Source organism: Mesorhizobium sp. M7A.T.Ca.US.000.02.2.1 (assembly GCF_003996995.1).
Taxonomy (GTDB): Bacteria; Pseudomonadota; Alphaproteobacteria; order Rhizobiales; family Rhizobiaceae; genus Mesorhizobium.
The window spans coordinates 1-17,739 of sequence record NZ_RZTT01000087.1 but is presented as its reverse complement, the minus strand read 5'-3'; the positions used below and the strand labels follow the sequence as shown (position 1 = coordinate 17,739).

Here is a 17,739-nt window from a genome sequence, read left to right as displayed (position 1 = left end):
GACCCGTGGGCGGGGGGCTTGGGGTTTACGAGCCGGTGCCGGACCGAACCGTCTCAGGCAACACCGGTAAATTCGTCGGACATTGGGGCATGAGCGCGGATAAAAAAAGGCAGAAATGTGGCGGAACATCACCAATTCCAACACGGCGTTTCATAAAAGTGACTGGACGTAACGGAAACAGCGCGGCGCGGGGCTCGGTTCGCTGGGCTTGCAATTCAGTCGCGAACACGCCAACTTTGGTTGGCAAAGATTCATTTTGAAGGATCGAGGCATGACCGATGACAGCGGCGGGACGGGGGATGGGGATGCATCCGCGATATTGATCCCGCTGCACGAGGCGCGACGCGAACGTCTCGATCAGCCGGTGCGGTTCGACCGCCGCGAGTTGGACCAGATCCTCAGGCTCTACGGCCGCATGGTCGCCGCCAATGAATGGCGCGACTACGCCATCGATCATCTTGCGGACCGCGCTGTGTTTTCCGTATTCCGCCGCACCAGCGAAGTGCCGCTGTTCCAGATCGTCAAGGATCCGAAACTGGCCCGCAAGCAGGGCGCTTTTGCCGTCATCGCCGCCGGCGGCCGCATCCTGAAGCGCGGCCAGGAACTCGGCCGCGTGCTTGGTGTGTTCGACAGCAAGCTGAAGCTGGTCGAAGCCTGAGTTGGGGAATTAGAGCAGGGGAATTGAAGAGCTGAAGAATTGATGAATTGAAGAATTGATGAATTGATGAAAAGGCACTCGGCGCCTGACGCTATCTTCTTCAATTCTTCAATTCTTCAATTCTTCAATTCTTCAATTCTTCAGTTCCCCCTAAGACGAAACTTCCGCTCCGGCAGCGATTCGGGATCCGGCGGCAGCGTCGCACCGCCATTCAGCGACAGCTGCATGAACACGGTGTCCAGCCAGCGCCCATGCTTGTAGCCGGAACCTTCAAGGCGTCCCGAATGGCGAAAGCCGAGCTTTTCGTGCAACCGCACCGAGGCGCTGTCGGGACGGCCATCGCCGATCACCGCGATGATCTGGCGAAAGCCCGCCGTCGTCACTGCCTCGATCAGGCTTTGCATCAGCTTGAGCCCGACGCCCTGGCCCTTGGCCTCGGGCGCGACATAGACCGAATCCTCGACGATGAAGCGATAGGCCGGGCGTGGCCGGAAGGCGCCGGCATAGGCGTAGCCGAGAACGGTCCCGTCCTTCTCCGCCACCAGGTAAGGAAAGCCGCCGGCCGTCAGGCTGTCGAATCGAACATCCATCTCCGCACGGCTCGGCGGCTCCAGCTCATAGCTCGCCGTGCCTTGGGTCACCGCATCGGCATAGATGTCCGTGACGCTGTCGAGGTCGGCCACCGTGGCGGGCCGGATCGCAATATTGCTCATTGTTTATGCATGCCGTTTCTCTGCTCGTAATAACAGCAAAGGCCAAGACAAAAGAAAAGGGCGGCCGTTGGGCCGCCCTTCCGGAAGTTGATGGTCCAATGCCGCTTTAGCGGCGGTCGCCCATGAACTGCAGCAGGAACATGAACAGGTTGATGAAGTCGAGATAGAGCGTCAGAGCGCCCATGATCGCCTTGCGGCCGGCGACGTCGGAAGTGTCGCCCTCGAAATACATCTCCTTGATCTTCTGCGTGTCATAGGCGGTCAGGCCCGCGAAGACCAGCACGCCGATCGCCGACACGGCAAAGGACAGCGCCGACGACTGCAGGAAGATATTGATCACCGACGCGATGATGATGCCGAACACGCCCATGATCAGGAACGAGCCCATCGCCGTCAGGTCGCGCTTGGTGGTGTAGCCGAACAGCGACAGCGCACCGAAGGCGGCGGCCGTGGCGAAGAAGGTCTGTGAGATGCTGGCCGTGGTGTAGACCAGGAAGATCGAAGACAGCGACAGGCCGACGAGACCAGCATAGACCCAGAACGTCGTCTGCGCCGCCGAAACGCTCATCGACTGAACGCGGAACGACAGGAACAGCACGGCAGCCAGCGGCGCCAGCATCACCACCCAGCGCAGCGGCGAGCCGAAGATCGCGTAGCCGAAGGAGGTCAGCATCTCGCCGCTTGGCAGCGTCGCGACAGCCGAAGCCGGATCGGTGGTGGTGGCCAGCATGATCGTGCCGATCGCGGCAAGACCAGTGATGAGGAGGCCAAGCCCCATCAGATTGTAGACCCTGATCATATAGGCGCGCAGGCCCTGATCGATGTCGGCACCGACGCTGACGCCGGGCACGGCGCGCGTCTGGTAGTTGCGAATGGGATCAGCCATTGTAGTCCTCTATTGCTTCTGCCCCGTCGGGTGTCAGGTCCTTCCGGATCCAGGCGCCGCTGGCAGGGCTCCAGCATGCCTGTGGCGAAATATGATGGTTATTCGCGTCAAGAACAAGTCCGTAACCGGATGTAACGGTTCGTGAGAGGGCGAAGTGCCGATTCCTCGGCTTTTCGGAGGGCTTTCTTACCAAGATTTAATCCAGGATGCCCATTTCCGGGCCTGTCGTCACAAATTGCGCAGCACCGGTGCTGCCTTGTGGCCGAGCACCCGCCAGGTGCCGGCAAGACCAATGCCGACCGTGATCACCAGCGAAAACAGAATGGTCGCCACTGCCACCTCGGGCATGAAATGCGACGGCAATGTCATGATGCGCGCGACGACGAACCAGGCCGCCGCACTGCCCGCCGCCAGCGCGAAGATGGCGGTGGCCAGTCCGATCAGCATGTATTCGAGCGAGAAGGCCGATATCAGCGTCGTGCGTGTCGCCCCCAGCGTCTTCAGCACCACCGCATCATGGATGCGCGCCCGGTTGCCGGCGGCGAGCGCGCCGGCCAGCACCAGCACCGAAGCGATCAGCGCCACGCCGGCCGCGGCTCGGACCGCCGAGCCGAGCTGTCCGACCAGCCGGTTGACGACATCGAGCGCGTCCTTGACCCGCACCGTCGTCACCGCCGGGAAGGCGCGGGTGACGGCGTTGAGGATGCGGGCGTCGTCGGCCGTCGAGGTACTCTTTTCGGTCAGCGTCGCCATCCAGCCATGCGGGGCGCCCGCGAATGTGTTGGGCGAGAACACCATGACGAAATTGATGCCCATCGTCTCCCACTCGACCTGGCGGAAATTGGCGATCCTGGCGGTGACATTGCGTCCGAGCACGTTGACGGTGATGGTATCGCCGAGCTTCAGCCCGATCTCCTTGCCTTCCTGCGCCGAAAACGAAACCAGCGGCTCGCCGCTGTAATTTTCGGGCCACCAACTGCCCTCGGTCAACGTCGCGTTCTCCGGCTGCCTGGTGTCATAGGTCAGGCCGCGGTCGCCCCTCAGCACCCAGGCGCCTTCCGCCGGCACCTTCACCTTGTCGACATCGATACCGTTCAGCGCCATCACCCGGCCGCGCAGCATCGGCACCTTGGCCAGCACACCCTGCGGCGCCTGCTTGCCGATCAGCGCCGAGAACGACGCGACATCGGCGCTCTGGATGTCGACGAAGAAGAAGTTCGGCGCCCGTTCCGGCAGGCTGCCGGAGATCTGCCGCCTGAGATTGCCGTCGATTAGCGCCAGCGTCACCAGCAGCGTCAGGCCGAGCCCCAAGGACAGCACCACCGATGGCGTCAGCGCGCCTGGCCGATGGATGTTGCCGATAGCGAGCCTGAGCGCCACGAAGCGCACGCGCGGGCTCTTCCTGGCCGCCCATTGCACCAGTGCGCCGACCACGCGCAGCACCAGGAAGGCGAAGACGGTAGCGCCGACAAAGATCGAGGCGATGCGCTGGTCGCCGGAAAACAGAATGGCCAGCGCCGCCAGCAACAGCGCGATGCCTATGGCCGCCGCGACATAGGCGGGGCGCGGCAAGCTGCGGCCTTCCAGCCCCATCTCGCGAAACAGCGCGGTTGCCGGCACATCGCGGGCGCGGCCGAGCGGCAGCAGCGCGAAAGCCAACGTCACCAGCAGGCCGAACAGCGCCGCCATGCCGAGCGCGCCGGGATAGAAGCCGCCTGCGGCCGGCACCGGAATGACGGATTGCAAGGCCGCACTCGCTGCGAACGGCATCAGCGCGCCGAGCACAAGGCCCAGCACGATGCCCAATGCGGCAATGATCAGGATCTGCACCAGATAGACGGCAAAGACGAAGCCGCCCGAAGCGCCCAGGCTCTTGAAGGTGGCGATCACGCCGCGCTTGCCGTCGAGATAGGCGCGCACCGCATTGGCGACGCCCACACCGCCGACCACCAGCGCCGTCAGCCCGACCAGGGTCAGGAACTGAGAGAAACGTTCAATGTTCGACGACAGCGCGGGCGCCGCGTTGCTGCGTGTGCGGATCGACCAGCCTGCTTCGGGGAAATCCGTGGCCGCCTGGTCCTGGACGCCCTTCAGTCGCGCCTCGTCGGCGTCTGCCGGTAGGCGGATCTTGTAGGCATTCTCGACCAGGCTGCCCGGCTGGATCAGTCCAGTGGCCGCCAGCCCGTCCGTCGAGATCATCAGCCTTGGCGCGAAGCCGAAACCGTCGGACACGGCGTCCGGTTCGGCGACCAGCCTGGCGCGCAGTTCGAAAGTGGCGGTGCCGAGCTTCAGCCGGTCGCCGATCTTGACATGCAGCCGCTCGAACAGGAGATCGGGTGCCGCCGCGCCGAAGACGCCGAACTCTTCGCCGAACAGTTCCTGTTTCGACAGTGCCGGCTCGGTCTCCAGCGCGCCATAGAGAGGATAGGCATGGTCGACCGCCTTGGCCTCGACCAGCGCCTGGTCGGATCCGTCGGCCAGACGCGCCATCGAACGCATGCTGGCGGTCCGGGAAACTGTGCCGAGCCCGTCAAGGAAGCTGCGCTCCGCCTGGCTGGCGTCACGCTGGTTGATCTCGAAGCGAAGGTCGCCGCCCAGCAGCGTCTGGCCCTGATTTGCGACACCGGCGGTGACCGAACGCGCCACCGAGTTGACGCCGCCGATGGCCGCGACGCCGAGCGCGATGCAGGCGAGGAAGATCAGGAAGCCGGACAGGCCGCCGCGCATCTCGCGCAGCGAGAAGCGGACCGCGAGCCTCAACGTCCGGGACAGCGGCATCAGGCCGTCACCTTGACGGGCGCCGGCGCCTCGATCCGGCCCGAGCGCATCGATACCTGGCGCGAACAGCGTGCCGCGAGCGCCGGATCATGGGTCACAAGCACCAGTGTCATGCCGCGCTCGGCCGCTTTGGCAAACAGGAGGTCGGCGACCTGCCGCCCGGTCGCCTGGTCGAGATTGCCGGTCGGCTCGTCGGCGATCAAGATGCGCGGCGACGGCGCCAATGCGCGGGCGATCGCCACGCGCTGCTGCTCGCCGCCCGACAATTCGCCGGGATAGTGGGTGACGCGGTCGCTGAGGCCAACCGCCGCCAGCTCGCGCGCCGCCACCGAAAACGGATCGGCATGGCCGGCCAGTTCCAGCGGCACCGCGACATTTTCGAGCGCCGTCATGTTGGGAATGAGATGAAAGGACTGGAACACGATGCCAATGTTTCGGCCTCGAAACGAAGCAATCTGGTCCTCGCTTTTGCCGTTGAGCAACTCACCAGCGATTCGGACCGTACCCGAATCGACCCTTTCCAGGCCTGCCAGGACCATCAGCAATGTCGACTTGCCGGAGCCCGAAGGCCCGACGATGCCGGTCGCCTCCCCGGTCGCCACATCAAGGCTGACACCCTTCAGCACATGGACCGATGAAGCGCCCTCGCCAAGGGTCAGGGATACATCTTTCAGCGCGATGACGGCTTCTGTCAAAATGAAATCGTCCTATAATCTGGGAAGGCTCTGCTTGCCGGAAGCCGTCGACTGAAGAATTCCTAGCTCATATGGGGCCTGCCGCATGTCTTTCAAACGCAGTATTGCCGCAGGCCTCATGGTTTTCCTCGCCATTTGCGGCGCCATGCGGTCAGCGCGTGCCGAGCCGTTCAAAATCGTCGGCTTCGGCGACAGCCTGACGGCGGGCTATGGCCTTGGGCCGGACCAGGGCTTTACCGACAGGCTGCAGGCTGCCCTTCGCGCCAAAGGCCATGATGTGAGCGTCGCCAATGCCGGCGTTTCCGGCGACACGACGAGCGGTGGCCTGGCGCGGCTCGACTGGTCGGTGCCCGACGGCACGCAACTGGTCATCCTCGAACTCGGCGCCAACGACATGCTGCGCGGCGTTTCGCCCGACATCACCAGGAAGAACCTCGACGAGATGCTGAGCAAGCTGAAGCAGCGCAAGATTGCCGTGCTTCTGGCCGGCATGCGTGCCGCACCCAATCTCGGCCCCGACTACCAGAATGCGTTCGACGCCATTTTTCCGGACCTGGCGAAGAAATACGACGTCGTGCTCTACCCGTTCTTTCTCGACGGCGTCGCCGGCCAGCCCGGCATGCAACTCGAGGACGGCCTGCATCCGAGCGTTGAAGGCGTCGACCAGATAGTCGAACGCATCCTGCCGACGGTCGAGAAGGTGATCGCTGCAGTGCCGGGCGATTCCTAGCAGATTGGAACTGTTTCCGCGCAGGGGGCTTTTTAACAGGGACTGTGGCCAACAAACCTCTTGCTCCGTTTGACTATCGATGATTCGCTGGGGATCACAGTTCGATTCGAGGAAGGGAGGCTCTTCATGCCGCGTCTTTTCACCGCCCTCGAAATTCCGCGTGACGCTGCCCTTTCGCTGTCCCTGCTGCGGGGCGGCTTGCCGGGAGCCCGCTGGATCGATGTCGAAAACTACCATCTGACGCTGCGCTTCATCGGCGATGTCCCCGGCCATGTCGCCGACGAGATCGCCAACGCGCTCGACCGCGTCCACCGCCCTTCCTTCTCGCTGGCGCTGTCCGGCGTCGGCGCTTTCGGCCAGAAGAAGCCGCATGCGGTGTGGGCCGGCGCTTCCGCCTCGCCCGGTTTGGCCGCCCTTCAGTGCGAGATCGACCGCATCTGCCAGCGGCTCGGCATCCCGGCCGATCCCCGCAAGTTCATGCCGCATGTCACGCTGGCACGCTTACGCAATTCGACCCCGCTGGACGTCGCCCAATATCTGTCGGCGCGCGGCAATTTCTCGACGCTGCCGTTCCGCATCGGCCGTTTCGTGCTGATGTCGTCGCGCGATTCGGTCGGCGGCGGACCCTACATCGTCGAGGAAGCCTGGCCGCTGTCAGGCACGGACGCCCGCGCCTCCAGCCTTGTCGCCAGCGCCTCCGACGCCTCGCGGATCATGCGGTAGGCGGAAGCGAAGGCTTCTGCCTCGTCATGATAAGGATCCGGCACGTCGCGTGCCTTTCCCTGCGCGAACTCCAGGAACAGATGGATGCGGTCCTGCACGGCTGCCGGCGCCAGCGCCTTCAGGTCGGCGACATTCGACCGGTCCATGCCGAGGATCAGGTCGAAACGGTGGAGGTCCTGCGGCGTGACCTTGCGCGCCCTCTGTCCGGAAATGTCGACGCCGTGCCGCACCGCGATCGCGATCGCGCGTCGATCGGGGGCAGAGCCGGCCTCCCAGTCACTGGTTCCCGCTGAATCGAGCAGGATATCCCGGGTCGACCCGCGCTCGGCCCAAACCGCGCGGAAGACACCTTCCGCCAGCGGCGACCGGCAGATATTGCCGAGGCAGACGAAGAGAATGGAGTTTATGGGCTTCGCGCTCATCGATCCGTCGCTATGGTGAGGGTCGTTTTCGAATAGCACAGGATATGGACATGGCGAGAGAGAAACTGGGCAGGCAAGCCGCTGAAGCCGCATTGACCGGTCTTGACGGCTGGGCGCTGGCGGTAGACGGCGCTTCCATCAAGCGCACATTCACCTTCGCGAATTTCTCCGAGGCTTTCGCCTTCATGACCCGCGTCGCGCTTGCCGCCGAGACGATGGACCATCATCCCGACTGGTCGAATGTCTACAAGACCGTCGATGTGACGCTGAACACTCACGACGCCGGCGGCGTCACCGCGCTCGATATCGATCTGGCCAAGAAAATGAACCGTTTTGCCGGCGCCTGAGGCCTGGTATCGCCTCGACAAGCCCAAATCGGCACCGGCATCTTGTAGCCGGGGTCGGGTTTCACCACATTTTCCCCCGCGGGCATGCGCCGGATGCTCATGGGCGCTCGCAAGGAGACACTGATGGCGCAACAATCCGGTTTTGATTTCTTCGGCTTTGGCGGCAAGCTGGCAGACGAGAGCGAAGTGCGCGAGAAATTCTGGCGCACAGCCAAGAAGGCCGCGCGGCAGATCCCCTACATGGAAGAGGTCGTGGCCGCCTACTACTGCGCCATGGACAAGAACACCCCGCTGCGCGCCAAAGGCATTCTGCTGGCCGCGCTCGGTTATTTCGTGCTGCCGGTGGATGTCATCCCCGACTTCGTCTTCGGGCTTGGCTTCACCGACGACATCGCCGTGCTCACCGCCGCGATCACCGCCGTCAGTGCCCACATCACCACTGCGCACCGGCAAGCCGCCAGGGACGCCATGGCCGACAAGGGCTGAACTCACGCACGGAACGCCGTTGAAGCCGGCTTTCTGCGGCAGCGTAAAAAGTCAAACTCTTGCCGCTTTCGTGGCCTCCAAGTCGCCAAAGGGATGTCGCGCCAGCCGCTCGCAAGGCGGCGGCGCGGGAATGGCGGCGGTTTCCTCGGGTGAGGATCCTTTTCTCTTCGGAAATTCACCGTTTGGTAACCCAGATTAAATCAAAATGAAGCGACGGGCAGGACGCCAAGCCGGCCTGCCTCCGCACCATTTGGAATACGGGAAAAGCGATGCGCGGATTAATTGCACTAGTTTCAAGCCTGGTCCTGGTGGCCGTGGCAGCGCCGGCGCTGGCGCAGTCGGCGACCAAGATCGGCCAGCACAATGCCTGGGGCACCTACAGTTACCAGGCATCGGGCGGCAAGGTCTGCTATGTCCTGACCGTGCCGACCGACAAGCAGCCGCCGACGCTCGACCATGGCGACATGTTCTTCTTCGTCAGCCAGCGGCCCGGCCAGCAAGTGTCCTACGAGCCGCAATTCATTGCCGGCTACAATTTTCAGGACGGCTCCAAGGCCACCGTGACCATCGACAAGAAGACGTTTTCGATGTTCACCCGCGGCAAATCGGCCTGGGTCGAGAATGCCGCCGAGGAGCCGGTGCTGATCGCCGCCATGAAGACCGGCACCGACATGAAGGTGACGGCGAAGTCCGGCCGCGGCAATCCCACCTCCTATGTCTTCTCGCTGAAAGGTATTTCGGCAGCGCTGACGTCGATTGCCAAGTGCAAATAGGCAAGGAGTGCAAGCACTCACTTCGCTTTGAATGAAAGGCCGGGCCGCAAAGCCCGGCCTTTTGCTTTCAGCCTTGCGCCGATCCCGGCCCGGCCTCCGCCCGCCGCCGCCGGATCGCCTCGGCGATGAAAACACGCGACAGCGCGTGGTAGAGCGGTTCGTGCGAGATCATCCGCGCCGTACCGTAGCCCAGCATCGAGGCCAGCATCAGCGCGATGACATTGTCGTGATTGCCCGTCATCTCCAGGATGATGACGAAGGCCGTCATCGGCGCCTGCACCACCCCGGCGAAATAGCCGGCCATCCCGAGCAGTGCCGCAGCCCCCGTGCTGGCGCCGAAGAGGAGGCCGAGCGAACTGCCGATGCCGGCGCCGACCGCCAGCGAGGGCGCGAAGATGCCGCCCGGAATGCCCGAGATCATCGACAGCAGTCCCGCCAGGAACTTTTCGGCAAAGAAGAACCATGGCAGCGGCGTGCCTTCGACGGCGCCCCGTGCCTGCACGTAACCGGTGCCGAAGGTCAGCCCGCCCGAGGCGATGCCGATCACTGCAACCAGCAGCCCGCAGACGGCCGCGACCAGCAAAGCGCGCTGCAAGGGCTGCCCAGTGTTCCAGCGCCGGATCCGGCGTGTCGCCTTCAACGCCAGCAGCGAAAACAGCGCGCCGAGCCCGCCGCCGATGACGCCGCAGGCGATCACCAGCGGCCACTCGGCGGCAAACGAGATCGTGTCCTTGGCGACGCCGAAATAGGTGTAGTTGCCGAGCAGGCCGAGCGAGGCGAGGCCGGCCAGGATCACCGCCGTCAGCACCAGCCCGTTGGTACGCGCCTCGTAGGTGCGGCCCATCTCCTCGATGGCGAAGACGATGCCGGCCAGCGGCGTGTTGAAGGCGGCGGCGATACCGGCGGCCGACCCGGCCAGGATCAGGCCCCGCGCCTGCACCATGCCGCCCCAGCGCGCCGCCTGCAGCATCAGCGACGCGCCGACCTGCACGGTCGGACCCTCGCGGCCGATCGAGGCGCCGCAGAACAGGCCGACGATGGTGAGCATGATTTTGCCGACCACCAGTTTGAGGGACAGGATGTGGCCGCGGTCCTCGTCGTCGCGAAGATGGCGGGCGGCGATCGCCTGCGGAATGCCGCTGCCTTGCGAGCCGGGAAAGAAGGTGTGGGCAAGCCAGGCGCACAGCACGAAACCCAACGGCGTAACGGCAAGCGGCAGATAGAAACGCCAGCCACCTGCGTCTCCTGTCATCAGGTGAAACAGTTCCTGCGCCCTGTCCGCCAGCACCGCGAACAGCACGCTGATCACACCGATGCCAAGCGCCCCGGCCCAGAACACCAGGCGCGGCTGCCACACCCGCCGTGAGCCCCACATCGCGCGCGAACGCCGCAGCATGGGATATCTTCGCGATGTGCCGGCCATGTCTGTCCTCGAGCGGGGAGTATCGAGCCCTAACACGTGCAGGCCAGAGGTTAAACCGGCACAACCCATGACTCTGCCCTCAACCTGTGCTATGCGCCGCGCTTCCTTTCCGGCACGATGCGTGAAATCGGCCGCAAACCGCTTATATCAGTGCAACCATGACCCTTTCATTCGATCTCACCACTGACGGCGCCCGCGACGCGTTGCGCGCCCGCGCGGCACAGCCCGAAAAGCCGTCGCTGATCGGCCTGACGCGGGTCGAGCTCGCCGAGGCTCTGGTTGCATCAGGCACTGTGCCCGAGCGCCAGGCGAAAATGCGCGCCCAGCAGCTGTGGCACTGGATGTATGTGCGCGGCGTCTCCGATTTCGCCGGCATGTTCAACATTTCCAAGGATCTGCGCGCCGAACTGGACAAGCACTTCACCGTCGCCAGGCCCGAGATCGTCGAGGAGCAGATTTCCGCCGACGGCACGCGCAAATGGCTGTTCCGCTTTCCGCCGCGCGGCGCCGGCCGGCCGGTCGAGATCGAGACTGTCTACATTCCCGAAGAGGGTCGCGGCACGCTGTGCATCTCCTCGCAGGTGGGCTGCACGCTGACCTGCTCGTTTTGCCACACCGGCACGCAGAAGCTGGTGCGCAATCTGACGGCTGAGGAGATCCTCGCCCAGCTGCTCACCGCCCGCGACCGGCTCGGCGATTTTCCCGACCGCGACACGCCCGACGGCGCCATCGTGCCGGCCGAGGGCCGCAAAGTGTCCAACATCGTCATGATGGGCATGGGCGAACCGCTCTACAATTTCGAAGCGGTCAAGAAGGCGCTGCTGATCGCTTCCGACGGTGACGGCCTTTCCTTGTCGAAGCGCCGCATCACGCTGTCGACCTCCGGCGTCGTGCCGGAAATCTTCCGCACCGGCGAAGAGATCGGCGTCATGCTGGCGATCTCGCTGCATGCCACCAATGACGATCTGCGCGACCTGCTGGTGCCTATCAACAAGAAGTATCCGCTCAACGAACTGATCGCCGCCTGCCGCGCCTATCCCGGCCTGTCCAACGCCAAGCGCATCACTTTCGAATACGTGATGCTGAAGGACGTCAACGATTCCATCGAGGACGCCAAGGGACTGATCAAGCTGCTCAAGGGCATTCCGGCCAAGATCAATTTGATCCCGTTCAACCCGTGGCCGGGCACCAACTACCAGTGCTCGGACTGGGAGACGATCGAGAAATTCGCCGATTACATCAACAATGCCGGCTATGCCTCGCCGATCCGCACGCCGCGCGGCCGCGACATCCTCGCCGCCTGCGGCCAGCTCAAATCCGACTCCGAGCGCATGCGCAAGGTCGACCGGCTGGCGCTGGAAGCGATGATGATAGCGGGGCACGGCGAGGCGTGAGCCGCCCCGTCGCCTGGCTAAGACGCTTCGCCATCATGGCGGTCGGCTATGTCGCCGCGGTGCTGACTTCGATCCTGGTGCCGGTGCTGCTGATCGCTCTTCTGGAAGGCATCGAGGACGGCAATTGGTCCATCATTTTCGCCTTCGACTGGCTGGGCTCGTTCCCGCTCGCCGTGTTGACCGTGATGATCGGCGCGCTGTTGATCGTCGGTCCGGCGCTCTTCGTCGCCGAACGGTTTTCGCTGCGGGGATGGTTCTATTTCGCCGCCACGGGTGCGATCACGTCCATCGCCTTTGGCGTATCCATGCCGCGCTCGGCCAGCAGCTTTGTCTTCAATCCGGGCTTTCTGGGTTTTCTCGCCACCGCCGGCATCGCCGCCGGTTCGGTCTACTGGCTTCTGGCTGGACGCAGATCCGGCACGCGACAGACTCTGGGCCGGGATTGATGGCGCGTCTCGTCGGTTACCTCGTCCGTTTCACCGTCATCCTGTTCGGCTATGCCGTCGCCTCGCTGGCGGCGAGCGCCTTCCTCAATATCCTGTTGCTGGCATCGCTCGGCTACACGCCGGAGCATGCGCATCCGACGGCGACGGCTTCCCTGTATTTCTCAATTCCCTTCGCCGCCCTGTTCGTCGCCTATTTCGCCCTGATGCCGGCCTCTGTCGTCATCCTGCTCGCCGAAATCCTCGGCCGGCGCGACTGGCTGTTCTATGCGCTGGCAGGCGCGGTGGTTGCCGGTGTTTTCCTCGGGCTTGCCGACCACAGCGATGACACCGCCTTCGTCGTCAGGGACACCAGCGCCATCATGGCCGTGATCGGCAGCGGCATGGTCGGTGGTATCTTTTATTGGCTCAGCGCCGGGCGCTGGGCCGCAAGCTGGTGGCAAGGCGAACCAGACTCAAAAGAAGATGGCCAGACAGGATGACGGCGCCTACTTCGCCTGGGCCGTCAGGATCTTGAGGGCGAAGGCGGAGAACACGCCGGCAAACAGATAGTCGACCACCCGCGTGACGCGCGGGCTGGCCTTCATCGCCGCCGAAAACTTTTCCGCCGCCAGCACCATCGGTACCGTCACCGGCACCGACAGCACGATGAACATCAGCCCAAGGAAAAACAGCTTTCCCGGTGCGTTCGGATCATGCGCGGAGACGAACTGCGGCAGGAAGGTCATGAAGAACAGGATGATCTTGGGGTTGAGCAGGTTGACGCCGAGGCCCGCCGCCCAGCTGCGCAACAGCGAAATCTCGGGGCCTGTCTTCTTCTCCGGCGAAAAGGCCGAGCCCCTGGTGATTGCCTGCCAGGCCAGGAAGACGAGGTAACCGGCACCAAAGATCTTCAGCACGAAGAAAGCCATCGGCGAGGCGACGATCAGCGCCGAGACGCCGACCACCACCAGCGTGGTGTGGATCAGCGTGCCGCACAGCGCGCCGGCCATCGAGGCAAAGCCGGTGGCACGGCCCTGGCTCAGCGTACGCGAGACGAACAGGGTCATGTCCGGACCCGGCGTAATCGCCAGGATGACCGTGGCGATGGCGAACTGGATCAGCGTGGCGGTGTCTGGAATGAACGACATGAGCGGCCCCAAGGGATTGGGAGGCCTATACAGGATGCGCCATGACGATGCCAGACACAGCAGCGACCTGATCTCGATCCAGAGGCGTCTGCAATGCATTCGCTGGACGGCGGCCGCGGCGTCCTATGCCTGCCTGCTCAGCCGCATCCTCGCCGGCTCCTCCGCGACGAGTTGATCGTTGCGGACATCGGCGTCCCCGGTGATCTGGTCGATCGGCTTGGGCCGGCCGAGGAAATAGCCTTGCGCCTCGTTGCAGCCTTCGACTTGCAGGATGGTGAGCTGGACGTGCGTCTCGACGCCTTCGGCAAGCACCGGAATGTCGAGGCTGCGGCCCAGCGTCAGCACCGCCCGGATGATGGCCTTGGCCTGCGGGCTTCGTTCGACGTCCGCCATGAATGAGCGGTCGAGCTTGATCTTGTCGAAGGGAAACGAGCGCAGCGTGTCGAGCGACGAATAGCCGGTGCCGAAATCGTCGATCGCGATCGTCACCCCCAGCGCCTTGATCTGGCGCAGGACATGCAGCGTACGCACCTTGTCGGCGACGATCGTCGATTCGGTCAGCTCCAGCTCCAGCCGTTTTGGCGACAGCCCGGTCTCGATCAGGATCTGATGGACGAGCTTGGCGAGATCGGCATGGGCGAACTGTACCGGCGACAAATTGACCGCGATCTTGTGGCCATTGCCCCACGATGCCGCCTGCCGGCACGCGGTCCGCAGCACCCATTCGCCGATCGCCATGATCGAGCCGTTCTCTTCGGCAATCGGGATGAATTCGACGGGCGGGATCATGCCATGCACGGGATGGGTCCAGCGCAGCAGCGCCTCGTAACCGCAGGTGGCGCCGGTCGGGACCGAGGTCTGCACCTGATAGTGCAGCGAAAGCTCGCCGCGGTCGATCGCCTGGCGAAGGTCGGTGGCCAAGGCGCGGCGCGCCCGCGCCGTCTCGTCCATGGCGGATTCGTAGAAGCAGACGGCCCGCGTGACGTCGTTCTTCGCCCGGTACATGGCAAGATCGGCATTGCTGACCAGCCGCTCGCGATCGGCCCCGTCGCGCGGATAGACGGCGACGCCGATGCTGGCGCCGGCGGCGATTTCAAAATCGTCGAGCCGCAACGGCTCGAACAGGGATTTCTCCAGCCGCGAGACCAGCCCGAGAAGGTCCTTCTGATCCTTGAAGCGCTTGATGGCGGCGAACTCGTCACCGCCGAGCCGGGCGACGAATTCGCCCTCGCCGATGAGTCTCGACAGCCTGCGGGCGACGATCTTGAGCGCCTGGTCGCCGGCCGCATGCCCCCTGAGGTCGTTGATCTCCTTGAAGCGGTCGAGATCGATGACGATGACCGCCGTCATTGTGTCCTCGCCCTCGCATGCCCGGTCGATCTCATGGTCGAGGCGGTCGTTGAAGGAAACCCGGTTGGGAAGGCCGGTAAGGGCGTCGTTGAGGGCGAGATGCTGAAGCCGCTCGAAACTCTCCAGACGGCCACGCTCATCGATCAGATAGCTGGCGAAGCCGGTGGCCGCGACGATCAGGCCGACCACGGCGACGGCGACCGCCATTGCCACCAGAATATCGGGATTGGTGCCTGTGCTGATGAAGGACAGCGGCGTCACCGCCACCGCGGCCATAGCCGTGAAATGCAGGCCGACGATCGCCAGCACCAGCAGCCCGATGGCGAGATAATGCGACCAGCGGTATGGCCGGCGCACGGCATGGCCGACGGCCAAGGCGGAGAACACGGCCGAGATGACCAGTGAGGCCACGACATAGGAGCCGTCCCATTCGACGATGCCGGCAACGTGATAAGCCATCATGCCGGTGTAGTGCATGGCCGAGATCGCCAGGCCGACGACGATGCCGCCCCATTCCGGAGCCAGGCGCCGGCTCTTGCCGGATGCGAGGGTGAAGCCCAGCCCGGTGCCGATGATGGCGATGACCAGGGATGCCATGGTCAGGACCGGATCGAAGGTGATCGGCGCGCCGGGCTGGTAGGCCAGCATGGCGATGAAATGGGTGCACCAGATCGACGAGCCGGCGGCAACCGCGGTCAGGAACAGCCAGCCCTTCATCTGCACGCCGGTGGTTTTCCTCGAACGGTCGAAGAGGCCGATCGTCACCCAGCAGCCGGTGACGCACATCAGCGCCGCCAGCAGGACAAGCCACAGATTATGCTCCATGGCGATGCATGATATTACGCGCATCAAGAACGGCCCGAGTCCGAGGACACCCACGACAAAGCAGGCAAGAAGCCGCCCGGAACGTGGTCAAGGCGGCTTTGTCGTAAGTGTTAGCGGCACGGCGTGAAAACTTGATTAAGTCCCTCCAGCAAATGCAGCCTTTGATTGCAGCAGATTGTTTTCGCTGCCGGCCGCCCCCGGCCATGCGCTGGACCAGAAGCCGTGCATGCACGCGTGCTTGCTCGCTCTGCCGTTCCTGCTAAAAGGCGCTGCGACAATCCGTGACGCCCAGGCTGGGGCGTCCGCCATCGACGGAGTAGAAATGTCCAAGGCCAAAGACGTCAAAAAAGTCGTGCTTGCCTATTCAGGCGGTCTCGACACATCCATCATCCTGAAATGGCTGCAGACTGAACTCGGCGCCGAAGTCGTGACTTTCACCGCCGATCTCGGCCAGGGCGGCGAACTCGAGCCGGCCCGTCGCAAGGCCGAGATGATGGGCATCAAGGACATCCGCGTCGTCGACGTGCGCGAGGAATTCGTGTCCGACTTCGTCTTCCCGATGTTCCGCGCCAACGCCGTCTATGAAGGCACCTACCTGCTCGGCACCTCGATCGCACGGCCGCTGATCTCCAAGCATCTGGTCGATATAGCCCGGGAAACCGGCGCCGACGCGATCGCGCATGGCGCCACCGGCAAAGGCAACGATCAGGTTCGCTTCGAGCTTTCGGCTTACGCACTGAACCCCGACATCAAGGTCATCGCGCCGTGGCGCGACTGGTCGTTCAAGTCGCGTACCGACCTGATGAATTTCGCCGAGCAGCACCAGATCCCGGTGCCGAAGGACAAGAAGGGCGACGCGCCGTTCTCCGTCGATGCCAACCTCTTGCATTCGTCCTCCGAGGGCAAAGTTCTGGAAGACCCGTGGGTGGAGCCGCCCGAATTCGTCCACCAGCGCACAGTGTCGCCGATGGAGGCGCCTGATACCGTCACCGAGATCGAGATCGAATTCCTGAAGGGCGATCCGATCGCGCTGAACGGCAAGAAATTGTCGCCGGCAACCATGCTGGCGGCACTCAACGATCTTGGCCGCGACAACGGCATCGGCCGGCTCGACCTGGTCGAAAACCGCTTCGTCGGCATGAAGTCGCGCGGCGTCTACGAAACACCCGGCGGCACCATCCTGATCGCGGCCCATCGGGCCATCGAGTCGATCACGCTCGACCGTGGGGCCGCCCACCTCAAGGACGAGTTCATGCCGCGCTATGCCGAGCTGATCTATAACGGCTTCTGGTTCGCGCCCGAGCGCCTGATGCTTCAGGCGATGATCGACAAGAGCCAGGAAGACGTCGAGGGTACGGTGCGCCTCAAGCTCTACAAGGGCAATGTCATGGTCACCGGCCGCAAGTCGAAGAAGACGCTTTACTCCGATGCGCTGGTCACCTTCGAAGACGACCGCGGCGCCTACGACCAGAAGGACGCCGCCGGCTTCATCCGTCTCAATGCGCTGCGGCTGAGGACGCTGGCCGCGCGCAACCGCGCCAAGTAGGGCGGATGCGCGGTTTCGGTCGCTGCCTGGCGGCCCTGGTTGTTCTGGCGACGCCGGCGGCGGGCCAGGAGTTCGACCCCGCCTCTCTCGACCTTCCGGCGCTGATCGAGTGCAGGGCGGACGGTCCGACCTACAACGACTTTGCCCTGTGGCTGTCCAGCGCACCGGGTGCCGTTGAAACGCTTGGCTGGACGGAGGTTGCCTCGGGCAATCCGTTTCTCAGCCAATACGAACTGCCGGCCAAGATCCGCGTGTTCGACCGCGAGACGGGATCGATCGTGTTTACCGCTGCGGGGCCGATGGCCGTGCTCGACGGCGTTGCCGCGCCGGAGCTTGCCAAAGAACTCAACGTCATGGCCGTTTTTTCCACGCCGCAAAAATTCCTTGGCGAGAAGGTCGTTGTCCACAGTACCGAAG

At 63.9% G+C, this 17,739-nt stretch carries 20 protein-coding genes; 12 read left to right on the top strand and 8 right to left on the bottom strand.

Annotated elements, in window-relative coordinates; genetic code table 11:
• Both EOD15_RS36260 and EOD15_RS11170 read left to right on the top strand, forming a co-directional pair.
• Window positions 1-260, top strand: a 260-nt coding sequence (locus EOD15_RS36260; RefSeq protein ID WP_210212190.1) for a hypothetical protein, incomplete at its 5' end; no start/stop codon positions are given.
• A gap of 11 nt (window positions 261-271) precedes the next feature.
• Entirely contained in the window at window positions 272-658 is a 387-nt protein-coding gene (locus tag EOD15_RS11170; RefSeq protein WP_127269004.1) for a DUF2794 domain-containing protein, read from the top strand.
• 140 nt (window positions 659-798) lie between these two features.
• Here the strand turns inward: EOD15_RS11170 and EOD15_RS11165 are convergent, their stop codons facing one another.
• The 4 genes from EOD15_RS11165 to EOD15_RS11150 all read right to left on the bottom strand — a co-directional run bounded on the left by EOD15_RS11165 (window position 799) and on the right by EOD15_RS11150 (window position 5,730).
• The gene (locus EOD15_RS11165) at window positions 799-1,371 is read right to left on the bottom strand and encodes a GNAT family N-acetyltransferase (RefSeq protein ID WP_127323027.1); all 573 of its coding nucleotides are present in this window, start codon (window positions 1,369-1,371) and stop codon (window positions 799-801) included.
• A gap of 106 nt (window positions 1,372-1,477) precedes the next feature.
• Window positions 1,478-2,257 (bottom strand): Bax inhibitor-1/YccA family protein, encoded by a 780-nt coding sequence (locus EOD15_RS11160; protein ID WP_127271172.1) that lies wholly within the window; start codon window positions 2,255-2,257, stop codon window positions 1,478-1,480.
• Window positions 2,258-2,485: 228 nt separating this feature from the next.
• Window positions 2,486-5,035, bottom strand: a complete 2,550-nt coding sequence (locus EOD15_RS11155; protein WP_127408484.1) for an ABC transporter permease — start codon at window positions 5,033-5,035, stop codon at window positions 2,486-2,488.
• Window positions 5,035-5,730, bottom strand: coding sequence for an ABC transporter ATP-binding protein (locus EOD15_RS11150; RefSeq protein ID WP_023811310.1), 696 nt, complete (start codon window positions 5,728-5,730; stop codon window positions 5,035-5,037). Before EOD15_RS11150 ends, EOD15_RS11155 begins: the two co-directional genes overlap by 1 nt.
• Before the next feature lie 85 nt (window positions 5,731-5,815).
• Between EOD15_RS11150 and EOD15_RS11145 the strand changes: the two genes are divergently transcribed.
• Together EOD15_RS11145 and thpR are read left to right on the top strand one after the other, a co-directional pair.
• A complete protein-coding gene (locus EOD15_RS11145) occupies window positions 5,816-6,460 on the top strand; it encodes an arylesterase (RefSeq protein ID WP_127322078.1) in 645 nt (214 codons plus the stop codon).
• A gap of 126 nt (window positions 6,461-6,586) precedes the next feature.
• Entirely contained in the window at window positions 6,587-7,183 is a 597-nt protein-coding gene (gene thpR / locus EOD15_RS11140) for an RNA 2',3'-cyclic phosphodiesterase (RefSeq protein WP_127322077.1), read from the top strand.
• On the opposite strand, the gene EOD15_RS11135 is transcribed toward thpR, so the two are convergent.
• Entirely contained in the window at window positions 7,087-7,605 is a 519-nt protein-coding gene (locus tag EOD15_RS11135; RefSeq protein WP_127322076.1) for a low molecular weight protein-tyrosine-phosphatase, read from the bottom strand. The two genes, thpR and EOD15_RS11135, sit on opposite strands and share 97 nt — an antisense overlap.
• A 50-nt stretch (window positions 7,606-7,655) precedes the next feature.
• On the opposite strand from EOD15_RS11135, the gene EOD15_RS11130 reads away from it, so the two are divergent.
• The 3 genes from EOD15_RS11130 to EOD15_RS11120 all read left to right on the top strand — a co-directional run bounded on the left by EOD15_RS11130 (window position 7,656) and on the right by EOD15_RS11120 (window position 9,211).
• On the top strand, window positions 7,656-7,952 hold the full coding sequence (locus EOD15_RS11130; RefSeq protein ID WP_127322075.1) for a 4a-hydroxytetrahydrobiopterin dehydratase: 297 nt from the start codon (window positions 7,656-7,658) through the stop codon (window positions 7,950-7,952).
• Window positions 7,953-8,075: 123 nt separating this feature from the next.
• Complete coding sequence (locus EOD15_RS11125) at window positions 8,076-8,438, top strand: YkvA family protein (RefSeq protein WP_127322074.1); 363 nt, start codon at window positions 8,076-8,078, stop codon at window positions 8,436-8,438.
• A gap of 269 nt (window positions 8,439-8,707) precedes the next feature.
• Window positions 8,708-9,211, top strand: a complete 504-nt coding sequence (locus EOD15_RS11120; protein ID WP_127268363.1) for an invasion associated locus B family protein — start codon at window positions 8,708-8,710, stop codon at window positions 9,209-9,211.
• Window positions 9,212-9,278: 67 nt separating this feature from the next.
• On the opposite strand, the gene EOD15_RS11115 is transcribed toward EOD15_RS11120, so the two are convergent.
• A complete protein-coding gene (locus EOD15_RS11115) occupies window positions 9,279-10,634 on the bottom strand; it encodes a chloride channel protein (RefSeq protein ID WP_127321009.1) in 1,356 nt (451 codons plus the stop codon).
• Between the two features lie 158 nt (window positions 10,635-10,792).
• Here EOD15_RS11115 and rlmN point away from each other — a divergent pair, with 158 nt between their 5' ends.
• Genes rlmN through EOD15_RS11100 form a run of 3 tightly spaced genes read left to right on the top strand, consistent with a single transcriptional unit; the run spans window position 10,793 to window position 12,953 of the window.
• Window positions 10,793-12,028 carry a 23S rRNA (adenine(2503)-C(2))-methyltransferase RlmN gene (rlmN, locus tag EOD15_RS11110; RefSeq protein WP_127321010.1) on the top strand — a complete coding sequence of 412 codons (1,236 nt, stop codon included), beginning with the start codon at window positions 10,793-10,795 and terminating at the stop codon, window positions 12,026-12,028.
• On the top strand, window positions 12,025-12,474 hold the full coding sequence (locus tag EOD15_RS11105) for a hypothetical protein (RefSeq protein WP_127321011.1): 450 nt from the start codon (window positions 12,025-12,027) through the stop codon (window positions 12,472-12,474). Before rlmN ends, EOD15_RS11105 begins: the two co-directional genes overlap by 4 nt.
• Window positions 12,474-12,953 (top strand): hypothetical protein, encoded by a 480-nt coding sequence (locus EOD15_RS11100; RefSeq protein ID WP_127321012.1) that lies wholly within the window; start codon window positions 12,474-12,476, stop codon window positions 12,951-12,953. The genes EOD15_RS11105 and EOD15_RS11100 overlap by 1 nt, the downstream gene beginning before the upstream one ends.
• A 6-nt stretch (window positions 12,954-12,959) precedes the next feature.
• On the opposite strand, the gene EOD15_RS11095 is transcribed toward EOD15_RS11100, so the two are convergent.
• The gene (locus EOD15_RS11095) at window positions 12,960-13,601 is read right to left on the bottom strand and encodes a LysE family translocator (protein WP_127321013.1); all 642 of its coding nucleotides are present in this window, start codon (window positions 13,599-13,601) and stop codon (window positions 12,960-12,962) included.
• A gap of 123 nt (window positions 13,602-13,724) precedes the next feature.
• Window positions 13,725-15,800, bottom strand: coding sequence for a bifunctional diguanylate cyclase/phosphodiesterase (locus EOD15_RS11090; protein ID WP_245463646.1), 2,076 nt, complete (start codon window positions 15,798-15,800; stop codon window positions 13,725-13,727).
• A gap of 298 nt (window positions 15,801-16,098) precedes the next feature.
• Between EOD15_RS11090 and EOD15_RS11085 the strand changes: the two genes are divergently transcribed.
• Window positions 16,099-17,322: an argininosuccinate synthase gene (locus EOD15_RS11085; RefSeq protein ID WP_127321014.1), complete on the top strand. Its 1,224-nt coding sequence runs from the start codon at window positions 16,099-16,101 to the stop codon at window positions 17,320-17,322.
• 5 nt (window positions 17,323-17,327) lie between these two features.
• On the top strand, window positions 17,328-17,739 hold a 412-nt coding region (locus EOD15_RS11080), incomplete at its 3' end, for a hypothetical protein (protein ID WP_127408483.1).